The organism is Propionivibrio pelophilus DSM 12018, assembly GCF_059569095.1.
Window position 1 is genome coordinate 1 of sequence record NZ_JCANUT010000018.1, and the last position, 12,090, is coordinate 12,090.

The window sequence follows — 12,090 nt, forward strand, 5'->3', positions numbered from 1 at the left end:
GCGTGTAGATCCCTTTCGGTAGTCGTTCCATCCTTGTCCTCCGTTCCTCACATTTTACGAAACGTTGGACTCCACTTTTTTCAGCCTACCTCAAACCTCGACGGCCTGATCTGGAGCATCAGCCAGCAACTGGGCCTGAAGCACAAGAGCAACCGCTCGGCGGAGTTGGCCGACCAGATCGCCGCGCTCAAGGAATCGCGCTCGCCGATCGTCTTCGACGAGGCCCAGTTCGGCCTTTCCATGCGCTGGCAGCGCACCGACGCGGCCGGCATCGAGTACCTGCGCAACCTCGGCGAATCGTCAAACACCTTCGTCCTGCTGGTCTGCCACAACTCCGAGAAGGCGCGGTTTTCCGACTCGGCGCACATCCGCACGCGGATCAGCCACCAGGAGGAGATGAAGAACGCCGGCCTCGCCGACACGGTGACCTTCGTGCGCGAACTGGCTGAAGTGACGATCGGCGACGGCGTCGGCGAGCTGGTGCACAAGCAGACCGGCGGCAAGTTCCGCCTGATCGAGAACGCCATCAGCACGCTGGAGCGCATTGCCAAGCGGAAGGATTCCTCGCGGATCGACCTGGACGATGTGCGCGGCGTCACCCTGGTGATCGACCACGAGCAGGGCCTGATCCCCAAGATCGCCCCGAAAACCCTGCGGGGAGCGCGCTAAATGGGGATTTCCGCACAAGTCCTGTCGGAGATCGCCGACGGGAATCATGACCTCGACCGCCTCGCGGCGGTCACCGGGCACCCCCGGAAAGCGCTGGTCAAGGCCGTCCAGGTGCTCAAGAAACGCGGCTATGTGCGCACCCGCACCGGCCGCAGTGCCGAGACGGGCGGTCTCGCCCCGGGCGTCTATGTGCTGACGGACACCGGAAAGCTGGCCGCCGACTCGGGCGAGGCGATCGCCCCCGGAAAAGCCGGCGAGCGGCCGCGCAAGCAGACGGCCGGGCTGCGTGAGCGGATCTGGTGGCATTTTCACACCCACCGCGTGGCCACACTCGCCGAGCTGCTGAACACGCACGCCAGCGGCGACGAGAAGGCGGCGCACGTCAACGCCTATAAGTACATCGCCGGACTGGAGCGCGCCGGCGTCATCGTCCGTCTGGAAAAACGCCAGCCGGCGCGGCAAAGCCGCGGGCGTGTGGTGTGGACGCGGGTCATGGACCTTGGGCCGAAGGCGCCGGTGGTGCGCCCGCGCGCCCGGGTAGTGTATGACCCGAACTCCGATCTGGTGCTGCCGATGCAGGAAGCGAAGGAGGAGGACAGCGATGACGCGCGCGTTTGACCTCCTGCAGGCGCAGCTGGCCCGCGGCGTCACCAAAAAAACGATGGCCGCAGAGATCGGCTACAGCCGGACCGCCGTGTCGCTGTACCTCGCGAACAAGTACCCGGCCGACCGGCAGCCCATCGAAGCCGCCATCCTCAAGCGCTACGACCTGCGCATCTGCCCGGTCGATGGCGCCGAAAAGCCGCCCGAGCACTGCCGGCGCATCGCCTTGCGCCCGCGCCCGCACGGCTTCCCCGATGCCGAAACCCAGTGGCTGGCCTGCCAGACCTGTCCGCACAAACCGGAGGTGAAATCATGATGCTATCAGCAGAAACATCGGCCCTGCGCCGCATTGGTAAGGAGCCCGACTTCTACGGGAACCGTATCGCGTATGCCTATGGGTGCGACCAAGACGAACTGCAGCCGAACCCGTCCGCACACTACAACTTTGAAATAATGCTCGACGGCGCCGAGCTGGTGTGCTCCATCGACGTTTATAGCGCGCTCGGCGGTCTCGGTCTCCCGTCGGGAGAATTTGATGTGGATGCCTGGAATGCCGCGCTGATCCACCTGCGGGGATCAGCGAATCGAGCCAACTATTCCTCGCTGGCAAGCGTTGCTCGGGCGATTCTGAGAGGTTATCGCGTTGTCTTGCCGGACGGCGAAGAATTCCACGTCGCAGCACTGTACTCATGCCAATCAACGGTGAAATCATGAGTGCCGTTATTGCCTTATCTCCGTCGCCAGACGCTCCAACCAAACCTGCGCCAGACAGACGGGCCGCCGCGCTGGCCGAACTCGACCAGCACCTGGACAACCTCCGTCGCTGCCTGCACTGGCTGGTCGGCGAAGGCTTCGCGGTGATCAGCGTGTCGATGCGCCGGCGCCGTTGCCGACCGGAAATCACCGTCGCCCCGTCGCCGCGGCTGCACATCCTGTGCAAGGACGACTGCGCCAACATCGGCCGGCGGCACGACGGCGCGCTGACTGTCTTTCTGTGGATCGCCCAGCGTCACGGCTGCGACATCCTCTGGGAGGAGGTCGCATGCGCCTGATGTCTTTTGTGCCGCGGCTCTGCCGTGCCGTGCGCTTCAAAACCGCCCTGCGCTACTCGTGGCGGCTGGCCTGGATCGTGGCGGGGCGGCCATGACGCGCCGTGCCTGGACGCCGGAAGACCGGCAAACCGCCTGGAAGATGCGCTGCGCCGGGCAGACGCTGCAGCAGATCGGCGACGCGCTGAACCGCTCCACCAATGCCGTCCATGCCTGCGTGGAATCGATCCGCCGGGCCAACGCCCGCAAGCCGCGCACCTGCCTGTGCTGCGGCAAAACCTTTGCCTCGGTCGGGCCGCAGAACCGGCTGTGTCCGCGCTGCGCCCGCCTGTCGATCAGCCCCTTCGCCCCTTATTAACCCCTTTTTTTACGGAGACCCCTATGGCTACCAAATCCACCCGCATCAAGAAAACCGCTGCCGCCATCGCCATTCCGCAGACCCGCGAACAAGTCGCGGCCGCAATCGCCGAGATCGGCGCCCTCAACCGCGACCTGGCACGCACCCAGGCCGACATGAACGACACGCTGGCCAGGGTCAAGGAAGAGTTCGAGACCATCGCCGAACCGCGCCGCGAGCGTATCAACGCGTTGACGCAGGGCGTGCAGGTCTGGTGCGAAGCCAACCGCGACGCGCTGACCAACAACGGCAAGATCAAGAGCGCGCAGCTGACCACCGGCGAGATCGGCTGGCGCACCCGGCCGCCGTCGGTGCGCGTGACTGGCGCCGAGGCGGTGCTCGACCTCCTGCGCCGGCTGGGCCTCAAGCGCTTCATCCGCGAGAAAGAGGAGGTTAACAAGGAAGCCATTCTTAACGAGCCGGAGGCCGTCGCGCACGTGGCCGGCATCAGCATCAGCCAGGGCGAGGACTTCTTTGTCACGCCGTTCGAGACCGAACTGACGGAGGTGGCATGATGTGGTTCAAGAACCTTCAGATTTTCCGCTTTGGCGTTGATGCTGCGTTCGACGTTGTTGAAGCCCGGCTCGCCGACAACGCCCTGCAGCCCTGCAATGGCGCGGAGATTGCCAGTATCGGCTGGATTCCTCCCCGCGAAGGGGGCGCCTTCATTCACGCCGCGAACCGGCAGTGGCTGATCGCCCTGGGCGTCGAAAAGCGGCTTCTGCCGGCGTCCGTGGTCCGGCAGCGCGCCCAGGAGCGCCAGGAAGCGATCGAAAGCGAACAAGGCCGGCGCGTCGGTCGCCGGGAATTCCGCGAGCTGCAGGACGAAGCGTTCAAGACACTGCTGCCGCAGGCCTTCATCCGCCGGTACCGGACCTTGGCCTGGATTGATCCGGTCAATGGCTGGCTGGTCATCGATGCTGCCTCCCCGACGCAGGCCGACGAACTGATCGATCAGCTGCACAAGACCGGCTGTCCGTTGCAAATCCAGCCCGTCAAGGTGGTTCAGTCCCCGGTCTCGGCCATGACCGGCTGGCTTGCCGACGGCGAGGCGCCCGCGGGATTCACGATCGACCAGGACACCGAGCTGCAGTCGGCCGAACGCGCGACCATGCGCTATGCCAAACACGCGCTCGATGGCGATGACATTCCGGAGCACATCGCCGCCGGCAAGGTCGCCACCCGGCTCGGCATGACCTGGGCCGACAAGATCTCGTTCGTCCTCACGGACACCTTGCGGCTCAAGCGGCTAGCGTTCCTGGACATCCTCAAGGAAGCGGCGGAAGGCCAGGCCGAAAACGAGGACGAACGCTTCGATAGCGAATTCGCGCTGATGACCGGCGAGCTGGCGAAGATGCTGACCGATCTGGTCGAGGCGCTGGGCGGTGAGATGAAGGAGGAGGCGTGGTGACCCGCGAACAACTGCTGGCGCACGCCCTGCGCGATCTCGTCGAGACCATCGATCTCTTCACCGACTGCATGGACAACCGCATCGACCGCGAACCGCTCGATCCGTACATCGAACGGGCGGAACAGATCCTGGAAGGCGTCTCCGTGAAGGATCTGTCGTTGGTGAACTGGATCAGCGTCGACACGGCCCTGCCGGACTCAGACACCACGGTGCTGGTTTCCCTGCGGAATAACGATGAACCGGTCTGGATGGGCTTTCACAACGGCGAGATGTGGTTCTCCGTCGATGCCATCGCAATCGATGTCACGCACTGGGCCGAACTGCCCGTGCCGGCCGGGAACGTCGCGTGATGTTCGCCATCCTTCTGTGCAACAAGGACGGTACGCGCTCCGCCCAAGGGCGCATCCCCTTCACGCCGGTGGCGGGGATGTTCCTGATGGCGCCGTGGGCGTGCAACGACTACCACCGCGTCGACGAGGTCTTCTACAACCACATCACCGAGACCTTCGAGGTCTATCTGGCCGATCAGCCTTAAACCGACTCAACCCGATTAAACCCTTCCAAACCCGCTCAGAAAGGAGCAAACCCATGAACCAACAACAACTCATCCTCACCGTCGCCAGCGTCTCCGGCGAATCGAAAAAGACCGTCGAGGCCGTGCTCAAGACCACCGCCGACGTGATCGCCGCCGAACTGTTCGAGGGCGGCGAAGTCGCGCTGCCGGGCCTCGGCAAGCTCGGTGTCAAGGACCGCGGAGCGCGCACCGGGCGCAACCCGGCCACTGGGGAAGAAATCCAGATCCCGGCCCGGCGCGTGCCGGCCTTCTCGGCCGCCAAGGCGTTGAAGGACGCCGTCGCCAAGTAGTCGTCTGGCTCGATGGCCTTGGCAACAGGGCCATCCGGCAAGCCGACAGGAGGAACGCACGATGAAACTCACGAAAGAACAGAAAGACACGCTGATCGCCGATCTGACATCGCCCTGGGGCAGGGTTCATTTGATCTGCGACGGCTATCGCATCGCGCTGGTCGTGGAACAGGCCAAACCGCTTGTGTTCCGTATCGTTACGTACATCAACGGCCAATGGGGCGGCGAGTGGAGCTTAGGCAGCAAAGAGTTTCCGGAGCAGAAGTTTCTGAACAAGAAGACGCGTCTGGCCTGCACACCCAGTTTCAAAGCCAAGATGGAGAAGATTTTTGGCAAACGCGCGGTCGCCAAAGACCCGTACTACAACAAGACCTTCGTCACCTACGACATCTCCTGGCCGAGCGGTAAAGCTGCGATCAACCACCTGTGCCGCGTCTGCGAATCGGTGGAAATCGTGCCGGCTACGGAGGCATAATCATGACCGTCTCCGCCGCCACCCGCTACCACGACCGCCTCAAGAAGAAGCGCCAATCCATCAAGATCAAGCAGGGCCAGCTCGGGCTTGACGAAGCCACCTACCGCGCGCTGTTGAAGCGCGTCGCCGGGGTGACATCGAGCACAGCCCTGATGACGCAGGACGCCGCTGATGCCGTGCTGGCCGAACTGCAACGCCTGGGCGCGCCTGAATCATTGCCCCGCAAGCGCGTTAATGAATGGGGTTTTGTCTTCAAGTTAACGGGCGAACGCCAGGCGCTGGGCAAGAAGATCTACCGCTGCGCGGAGAAGATCGGTGCGCTGCAGACCCCACCCGTCAAAGTCATGCCCAAAGTCTGGGTCGAAGGCATCGCCCGCCAGGCGGCCGGCTTGAACTCGCCGGAGGTCGCCGGAAAGGTCGTGAAACCCCTGGAAACCTGCGCCGCCGACGAACTGATGACGATCATCAAGATCCTCGAATCGTGGGCGCGAAAGATCGGAGCCTGACGCATGTCGAAAGCCACGGAATACCCCGAACTGCTTGCCGACCTGGCCGACCAGGTCGCGCTCAAGCTCAGCGAACACGGCGTCGACCCCGAGAAGGCAGCAGACATCGGATTTGCCGCCGCAGAACATATCCGCGAGCACTGGGGTGGCCAGCCGCTCTACATGCCGAAAGGCGTCGTCTACGACTTCTCCCGGCGCGACCTGGAGATTTTCGAGCGTTTCAACGGGCATAACCACGTGGAATTGGCGAAAGAGTATGATCGATCCGTGATGCGCATCTACCAGATCGTCAAGGCCGTGCGAGCCGAGTTGATCAAGAAACGGCAGGGGGCGCTCTTTTAAGGAGATGTGATGAAAAGATCAGTTCTGTTCTGCGTAATCGCATTGCTGCTTTCCGCCTGCGGAAACTCGGGGAAGGAACTGGTATTCAAGAAAGTTGACGGCATGAGTGCCGGCGACCAGAAGGCCGCTGCCAACGGGATTGCCACCTTGATAACCGCGTGCCCTGGCATCGGGCGTTATTGGGGAGATCTGAAACAGATTGAAGCGGTTGCAATTCGTGCCGCGAGCCTTACGGACCAGCGTGAACGCGGATGGAAAGAGGTCGTTTCTGTTGCGCTGAAGGTTTCCGATCGTCCAGAATCGATCCCGTTCAAATACCACGCTTCTGGACACATCTGCCGCTTCGATGTCTGGACTGAAGTATCAATAGCAAAATCCCCCTGCATTTCTGTCTGCACGGATTCCGAGTCAAAAGTCTCCAACGCCTATATTCAAGCCAAGTAGCGTCTGGGTGCCAAGAACACGCACAGCTGAGGCGTTTTCTTTAAAGCCCTTTAGCTGATCAGCATCGCGCGCGCACGTAGCCTGTGCGCATGCGCCCCATCACTCTCATCGTCATCCACTGCAGCGCCTCGCCCAACAGCGACGGGCTGTTCCGCGGCTCGCCCGGCACACCGGGATTCCTTCCCCCAGCCCAGGTTATTGACGGCTGGCACGCCAAGCGCGGTTTCCATCGTGCGCCGGAAGCCCGGCAGCGCTTCAACCCGGAACTCGCCGCCATCGGCTACCACTTCGTCATCTACCGAAACGGCGGCATCGCCACCGGGCGCAGTGTCGAAGAAGTCGGCGCGCACGTCGCCGGCTTCAACCAGAAGAGCCTCGGCATCTGCCTGGTCGGCACCGACCAATTCACCACGGACCAGTGGAACTCCCTGGCCGAGCTGATCGGCACGCTGCGCAAGACCTATCCGGCGGCCCGCATCGTCGGCCACCGCGACCTCTCGCCCGATCAGAACAAGAACGGCATCGTCGAGCCGTTCGAATGGCTCAAGACCTGCCCGTGCTTCGACGTCGCCAAATGGCTGGAATCCGGCATGCAGCCCCCGGGAGACGCGCCGTGAAACTCATCCCCGACTGGCGCAGCGCCTGGCGTTTCCTCTCGGTGCAACTCGCCGCGGCGACGGCGCTGCTGGCCACCGCCTACGACTACCTGCCGGCCGTGCGCACCTACCTGCCGGAAGGTTGGGTCAAGTGGGCGGCGATCCTGGTCATCGCCGCGCGCATCGTGCATCAGAACACGCCGGAAAAAACCCAATGACCGCCCAGCGCATCCTTTTCGAGCTGCTGGTCTGTTTCGTCCTGGCCATCGGCGGCTACTTTCTCGGCAGGGCCGATGAACGACAAGACCAGCAGGCACGCGAGAAATCCGCCCTGGTCGCCGCCGTCGACCAGCACGACCAGAAGGCCACCGCCGGCCAACTCGCCGAACGCGCGGCCGTCCAGCGCTCCAGCGCCACCGATATCCTTTTCAACGGCATCACCCAGGGAGCGATTCTTTATGCGCAAACCCATCCTGTGGCTGACGCTTGCCGCCTCGATGCTGACGGCCTGCGCCTCTGGACCCGTGCCAATGCAGGCGCCGAAGCTGTTGCCGCCGGCGACGCACCTGGAGCCGTGTCCGCCGCTGTCGCCGCCGGAGAGCGGCGCGCTGACGGATCTGCTGACCAACCACATCCTGACGGCCAAGGCGTATCACCAATGCCGGGACCGGCATCAGGCGCTGCTCGACTGGCTGGAGGCCACTGATGCGCTACGCTGACGCCCGCGACCTGATCCGCACCGGCGACCTGATCGCCCTGCGCAAGAAGCACGGCTTCCTGCCTGTCCTGACGCGCTGGGTGACCGGTTCTCCCTATACGCACACCGCCATCGCCCTGTGGTGCGGCGCCGGCGCGCACCGCCGCCTGGTGGTCGCCGAAGCCAAGGCCAGCGGCGCGTTCCTCACGCCGCTCTCGCAGTACGCCGGAACCGATTTCGACGTCTTCCTCTCCCCGCCGGAGATCGGCCTGTCGATCGAGGCGGCGATCTGGGAGACCCTGGGCGCGCCGATCGGCTACGACGTCATGGATCTCGTGCGCATCGCGCTCAACCGGCTGCTCGGCGTGCCGCTTCCGCCTCACGACAACGCCCTGAAGATCTGCTCGGCGCTCTCTGCCACCCTGTGGCTGCAGGCCGGCTGGCGGCCGCGCTATTTGCCCTCGATCCCCGCGCCCGACGACGTCGTCGCCGCGCTGGCCGTGCCGCCGCTGCTGGAGGTTAGAGCTTAATGATCGGCCTCCGTCTGCAACTGTTTAACGGCCGCATCCCACGAGCGTCGTTACTCGGCATCACCGCCTGCTGGTGGGACTCCACTGACCCCTCTCAAATCGCCTCCCCGGCGGGCAAGACCGTCGGCGCGAGCACCGATGCGACGGGTACGCTTAGCCTCGATTTATCCAGCGTCTCCGCGCTGTCTGTTGGCGCCCCCGGATTTTTGCTGCTCTACCTGCCCGACGCCCAATCCCCGCAAGAGGCGCTGGTCTTCGCCGGGGTCGTTGAAACATCGGAGGTTGTCTCGGGGATTCCCCTCGGCTACATCGCCGAATCCGATGCATCGGCCTCGGCGGCGATTGCCGTACATCAAGCCATGCTGGCACAGGTCGCGGCAGAAAGCACCGCGCAGGACAAAGCGCAGACCGCGCTGGATCGCGCCGCCACCGCAGACGATCGCCTTGCCACCGCTGCCGACAGACTCCAGACCGGAGCGGACGCCGAATCGGCGCAAACTGCTGCCGAATCGGCCGCGCTCTCGCGTGCCAGTGCCGATGAATCCGCCGCACAAGCCGAAGCCTCCGCGACAGCGGCGGCAGACGCCTCGCGCCTCACCATCGGCACGGTCACCACGGCGCCACCGGGCACGACTGCGGGCGCAACCATCACCGGGCAGCCGGGAGCGCAGGTGCTCGACCTGACGCTCCCGGCTGGAGCAGACGGAGCCGACGGACCCGCCGGACCCGACGGAGCCCCCGGCCCACAGGGGCCGCAAGGCGACCCCGGAGAAACTGGTCCTGCTGGAGCAGACGGAGCCCCCGGCCCACAGGGGCCGCAAGGCCCGATGGGAGCGCTGCTCGGCGTGAAGACCATTGCTGGCACAGCCTATACGCTCTCTGCGGAGGATGACGGCTGGCTGCTCTACTGCACCGCCGCGGCGGCGGTCACGATCACTACGGCGGCTCTGCCCGTGGCGTTTTCGTGCATGATCGTGCAGGGGGGGGCCGGTCAAATCAGTCTGGTGGCCGGGGCCGGATCGACAGTCGTAGGATTCGGCGGGATGCTCAAGACCGCCGGGCAGTATGCCGCGCTGACCGTGTTTGCGCCCGCTGCCGATACGGCGATTGTCGCAGGGCAAACGGCATGATCCCCGCTTTCTCTCCGCTGACCGGGCTGTCCAGCATGGTCAAGACGCTGTTCTCGGCTGGTGAGCAAGGGGCTTGGTATGACCCCAGCGACCTGTCAACGCTGTTTCAGGACGCCTACGGGACGACGCCCGTGACGGCGGTTGGTCAGCCGGTAGGGCTGATACTGGATGCGCGTAGAGCCGAGATTTTCAAAATCACGAAAGCAGACCTGTTAGATAACGCCAAATGGACCGGCTATAACAGTGCTTCCGCAGGCACTCCAACCGCTGTTCAATTGGCCGACGGGACAGTGCGCATCACGCGCAATTCCACAAGTACCTATGTGGGGTTTGCTCCGAGGGCGAACGCATATTCACTGCCGCCTGGCTGCGTTGTTCATTTCAAATATTCAGTCAAATCAAAAACGAACAACGCATCCAGATTTTCCGGTGAGCCATATTACAAATGGCGGGACGTAAACCCCCTCTGGTTTGGCGAAATCCCCAGTACGTCCGCCCTCACGAGAAATACCGTCGCAATAAATTACACGGCTGCGCCAATTACCCCCAACAGCTACGGATGGGTGCCATATCTATTCGGCTTCTACATGTTCGGTGCAGCAGACGAATATATCGACGTATTCGATTTCGAAATCACCGCCTACGCCCCGGCGGCACGACAACTGACCGCGGCCAGCCGACCCACGCTACAGCAGGATTCGTCCGGTAAATATTATTTGTCGTTCGACGGTGTAGATGACTACCTGTCAACCGGGTCCATCGATTTCACTGCCACCGACAAAATGACGGTGTTGGCTGGCGTGCAGAAAAACAGCGATGCGGCGGCAGGGATCGTGGTGGAACTATCAGCCGACCGATTAGCCAATGCCGGGGCGTTCTCTCTGTATGCGCCAGCTGGCGGGACCAATCAATATCTATTTGGATCGCGCGGCACGGTTGACGGGGCATTTGCCGTGGTATCGCCCAGAACCTATCCGACCACACAAACCGCCGTATTGACGGGCATCGGAAATATCTCTGGCGATCAGTCTCTGCTGCGCGTGAATGGATCGACGGCTGCGACAGAGTGGACAATCGACCAAGGCACCGGAAACTTCGGCAACTATCCGCTCTACATCGGACGCCGTAATGGCGCATCGATTCCGTTTAAAGGCCACCTCTACGGCCTGATCGTGCGAGGCGCACAAACCGACGATAACCACCTCACCCCCGCTGAAAAATACCTCGCCTACAAATCAGGAGTCACGCTATGAGATGGGTCCATCGCTGCATGATCGTGCCAGTTGATCACGTCGATTTGGCTCGATCCCTCTGCGCCACGCTGGCCGGGGAAGGCGGATCGGGCATGTTCACTACGCCTTTGTCGCCCACCGGCGACTACCCGCCGACGCACTGGATTTCATCCGGGCTGATCGAGGACGCGTTTGCCGACCTGCTGCCGCTGTTATCTGTCGACGTGACCGACGCTCCGCTCGCCGGTCATCCCGATCACGTCTGCACGCTCGCGCACGACGCCGGGATGGCAGTGAGTTACGACGACATCGTGCGACTGTTTTCCGCCGTCGATGTCTCCGCACAGCCGCCCCACGCGGCGCTGGAGCGGCTTGGCCTCGCCCTGTCAAACGAGGATAGCATCACATGATGAAGGCGCAGTTCGTCCCGGCCTGGCAAAGCGGCAGAGCGCAATTCAAGGCGGCGTGGTCCCGCGCAGACCTGTACCGCCTCACCGCGTCCGTCCGGCCGGTAACCAGCCTGGCCTGCAGCGATACCCCCGCGGCACGGCTGGGCGTTGCCGCCCGTCCGCTCACCACCCTTACGCACCAGGTGTCGCATGTCTGAAGCCGCCTACCTCGTCGGACAAGTCGCCCGCATCAGCTTGCGCGTCGCCGATATCGCCGGAGCGATCGCCGATCCCGGCGGCCTCGTGCTGCGCGTTAAATCCGCTGCCGGCAGCGTTACCGCCAGCACCTACGGCGCCGACGCCACGATCGTGCGCGACGGCCTGGGCAACTACCACGCCGACATCCCGCTCACCGTACACGGCCTGTGGGCCTACCGCTGGGAGCTGTCCGCCCCCAATGCCGGCGCCGCTGAAGGCGTCATCAACGTACAACGCAGCCGTGTCATATGACTGATTTATTTGACCGCGCCACCGAGCGCGAAGAACAAGACCGCGCCGATACCCTGGCCGAGCAGGCCCGCCGTGCCGGGCTGGACGGCAAGACCGTCGATGACTCCGCCCTCGTCTGCCGCGTGTGCGAAGGGCCGATTCCCGAGGCGCGCCGCCGTGCGCTGCCGGGCGTGCAGACCTGCGTCGATTGCCAGGCCGACCTGGAACGGGCCGGTGTCACCTTTATCCGATCCTGAAGGGAAAAAA

At 63.6% G+C, this 12,090-nt stretch carries 26 protein-coding genes; 25 read left to right on the plus strand and 1 reads right to left on the minus strand.

Features of this window, described 5'->3' with window-relative positions; all coding sequences use genetic code 11:
• From BO74_RS09445 to BO74_RS09525, 17 genes are all read left to right on the plus strand, one after another.
• The coding region (locus BO74_RS09445; protein ID WP_496441826.1) for a hypothetical protein at positions 1-669 on the plus strand (669 nt) is incomplete at its 5' end.
• Positions 670-1,287, plus strand: coding sequence for a hypothetical protein (locus BO74_RS09450; RefSeq protein ID WP_496441828.1), 618 nt, complete (start codon positions 670-672; stop codon positions 1,285-1,287).
• Entirely contained in the window at positions 1,271-1,588 is a 318-nt protein-coding gene (locus BO74_RS09455; RefSeq protein WP_496441829.1) for a hypothetical protein, read from the plus strand. Before BO74_RS09450 ends, BO74_RS09455 begins: the two co-directional genes overlap by 17 nt.
• On the plus strand, positions 1,585-1,986 hold the full coding sequence (locus BO74_RS09460) for a hypothetical protein (RefSeq protein ID WP_496441830.1): 402 nt from the start codon (positions 1,585-1,587) through the stop codon (positions 1,984-1,986). The genes BO74_RS09455 and BO74_RS09460 overlap by 4 nt, the downstream gene beginning before the upstream one ends.
• Positions 1,983-2,324: a hypothetical protein gene (locus BO74_RS09465; RefSeq protein ID WP_496441832.1), complete on the plus strand. Its 342-nt coding sequence runs from the start codon at positions 1,983-1,985 to the stop codon at positions 2,322-2,324. The genes BO74_RS09460 and BO74_RS09465 overlap by 4 nt, the downstream gene beginning before the upstream one ends.
• Before the next feature lie 91 nt (positions 2,325-2,415).
• Positions 2,416-2,679, plus strand: coding sequence for a hypothetical protein (locus BO74_RS09470; protein ID WP_496441833.1), 264 nt, complete (start codon positions 2,416-2,418; stop codon positions 2,677-2,679).
• A gap of 23 nt (positions 2,680-2,702) precedes the next feature.
• The gene (locus tag BO74_RS09475) at positions 2,703-3,233 is read left to right on the plus strand and encodes a host-nuclease inhibitor Gam family protein (RefSeq protein ID WP_496441835.1); all 531 of its coding nucleotides are present in this window, start codon (positions 2,703-2,705) and stop codon (positions 3,231-3,233) included.
• Entirely contained in the window at positions 3,230-4,129 is a 900-nt protein-coding gene (locus tag BO74_RS09480) for a recombination-associated protein RdgC (RefSeq protein WP_496441836.1), read from the plus strand. Before BO74_RS09475 ends, BO74_RS09480 begins: the two co-directional genes overlap by 4 nt.
• Positions 4,126-4,479, plus strand: coding sequence for a DUF551 domain-containing protein (locus BO74_RS09485; RefSeq protein ID WP_496441838.1), 354 nt, complete (start codon positions 4,126-4,128; stop codon positions 4,477-4,479). Before BO74_RS09480 ends, BO74_RS09485 begins: the two co-directional genes overlap by 4 nt.
• Positions 4,479-4,664 carry a hypothetical protein gene (locus BO74_RS09490; RefSeq protein WP_496441840.1) on the plus strand — a complete coding sequence of 62 codons (186 nt, stop codon included), beginning with the start codon at positions 4,479-4,481 and terminating at the stop codon, positions 4,662-4,664. The genes BO74_RS09485 and BO74_RS09490 overlap by 1 nt, the downstream gene beginning before the upstream one ends.
• Positions 4,580-4,993, plus strand: a complete 414-nt coding sequence (locus tag BO74_RS09495; protein WP_496441842.1) for an HU family DNA-binding protein — start codon at positions 4,580-4,582, stop codon at positions 4,991-4,993. The genes BO74_RS09490 and BO74_RS09495 overlap by 85 nt, the downstream gene beginning before the upstream one ends.
• 61 nt (positions 4,994-5,054) lie before the next feature.
• Positions 5,055-5,468 carry a hypothetical protein gene (locus BO74_RS09500; protein ID WP_496441843.1) on the plus strand — a complete coding sequence of 138 codons (414 nt, stop codon included), beginning with the start codon at positions 5,055-5,057 and terminating at the stop codon, positions 5,466-5,468.
• Positions 5,469-5,470: 2 nt separating this feature from the next.
• A complete protein-coding gene (locus BO74_RS09505; RefSeq protein WP_496441845.1) occupies positions 5,471-5,974 on the plus strand; it encodes a phage protein GemA/Gp16 family protein in 504 nt (167 codons plus the stop codon).
• 3 nt (positions 5,975-5,977) lie between these two features.
• Complete coding sequence (locus BO74_RS09510; RefSeq protein ID WP_496441846.1) at positions 5,978-6,316, plus strand: Mor transcription activator family protein; 339 nt, start codon at positions 5,978-5,980, stop codon at positions 6,314-6,316.
• A 9-nt stretch (positions 6,317-6,325) separates the two neighbouring features.
• On the plus strand, positions 6,326-6,760 hold the full coding sequence (locus BO74_RS09515) for a hypothetical protein (protein WP_496441847.1): 435 nt from the start codon (positions 6,326-6,328) through the stop codon (positions 6,758-6,760).
• Positions 6,761-6,849: 89 nt separating this feature from the next.
• Positions 6,850-7,377 (plus strand): N-acetylmuramoyl-L-alanine amidase, encoded by a 528-nt coding sequence (locus BO74_RS09520; RefSeq protein ID WP_496441848.1) that lies wholly within the window; start codon positions 6,850-6,852, stop codon positions 7,375-7,377.
• The gene (locus tag BO74_RS09525) at positions 7,374-7,574 is read left to right on the plus strand and encodes a DUF7940 domain-containing protein (RefSeq protein ID WP_496441850.1); all 201 of its coding nucleotides are present in this window, start codon (positions 7,374-7,376) and stop codon (positions 7,572-7,574) included. Before BO74_RS09520 ends, BO74_RS09525 begins: the two co-directional genes overlap by 4 nt.
• On the opposite strand, the gene BO74_RS09530 is transcribed toward BO74_RS09525, so the two are convergent.
• Complete coding sequence (locus BO74_RS09530) at positions 7,547-7,822, minus strand: hypothetical protein (RefSeq protein WP_496441852.1); 276 nt, start codon at positions 7,820-7,822, stop codon at positions 7,547-7,549. The genes BO74_RS09525 and BO74_RS09530 overlap by 28 nt on opposite strands.
• Between BO74_RS09530 and lysC the strand changes: the two genes are divergently transcribed.
• Genes lysC through BO74_RS09570 form a run of 8 tightly spaced genes read left to right on the plus strand, consistent with a single transcriptional unit; the run spans position 7,815 to position 12,080 of the window.
• A complete protein-coding gene (gene lysC / locus BO74_RS09535; protein WP_496441854.1) occupies positions 7,815-8,075 on the plus strand; it encodes an Rz1-like lysis system protein LysC in 261 nt (86 codons plus the stop codon). The two genes, BO74_RS09530 and lysC, sit on opposite strands and share 8 nt — an antisense overlap.
• Positions 8,062-8,583 (plus strand): hypothetical protein, encoded by a 522-nt coding sequence (locus tag BO74_RS09540; RefSeq protein WP_496441856.1) that lies wholly within the window; start codon positions 8,062-8,064, stop codon positions 8,581-8,583. Before lysC ends, BO74_RS09540 begins: the two co-directional genes overlap by 14 nt.
• Positions 8,583-9,713, plus strand: coding sequence for a hypothetical protein (locus BO74_RS09545; RefSeq protein ID WP_496441858.1), 1,131 nt, complete (start codon positions 8,583-8,585; stop codon positions 9,711-9,713). Before BO74_RS09540 ends, BO74_RS09545 begins: the two co-directional genes overlap by 1 nt.
• Positions 9,710-10,966, plus strand: a complete 1,257-nt coding sequence (locus BO74_RS09550; RefSeq protein ID WP_496441860.1) for a LamG-like jellyroll fold domain-containing protein — start codon at positions 9,710-9,712, stop codon at positions 10,964-10,966. The genes BO74_RS09545 and BO74_RS09550 overlap by 4 nt, the downstream gene beginning before the upstream one ends.
• Positions 10,963-11,355, plus strand: a complete 393-nt coding sequence (locus tag BO74_RS09555; RefSeq protein ID WP_496441861.1) for a hypothetical protein — start codon at positions 10,963-10,965, stop codon at positions 11,353-11,355. The genes BO74_RS09550 and BO74_RS09555 overlap by 4 nt, the downstream gene beginning before the upstream one ends.
• Positions 11,352-11,552, plus strand: coding sequence for a hypothetical protein (locus BO74_RS09560; protein ID WP_496441862.1), 201 nt, complete (start codon positions 11,352-11,354; stop codon positions 11,550-11,552). The genes BO74_RS09555 and BO74_RS09560 overlap by 4 nt, the downstream gene beginning before the upstream one ends.
• Entirely contained in the window at positions 11,545-11,844 is a 300-nt protein-coding gene (locus tag BO74_RS09565; RefSeq protein ID WP_496441864.1) for a hypothetical protein, read from the plus strand. Before BO74_RS09560 ends, BO74_RS09565 begins: the two co-directional genes overlap by 8 nt.
• Positions 11,841-12,080: a TraR/DksA family transcriptional regulator gene (locus BO74_RS09570; RefSeq protein ID WP_496441866.1), complete on the plus strand. Its 240-nt coding sequence runs from the start codon at positions 11,841-11,843 to the stop codon at positions 12,078-12,080. Before BO74_RS09565 ends, BO74_RS09570 begins: the two co-directional genes overlap by 4 nt.
• Positions 12,081-12,090 lie beyond the last annotated feature (10 nt).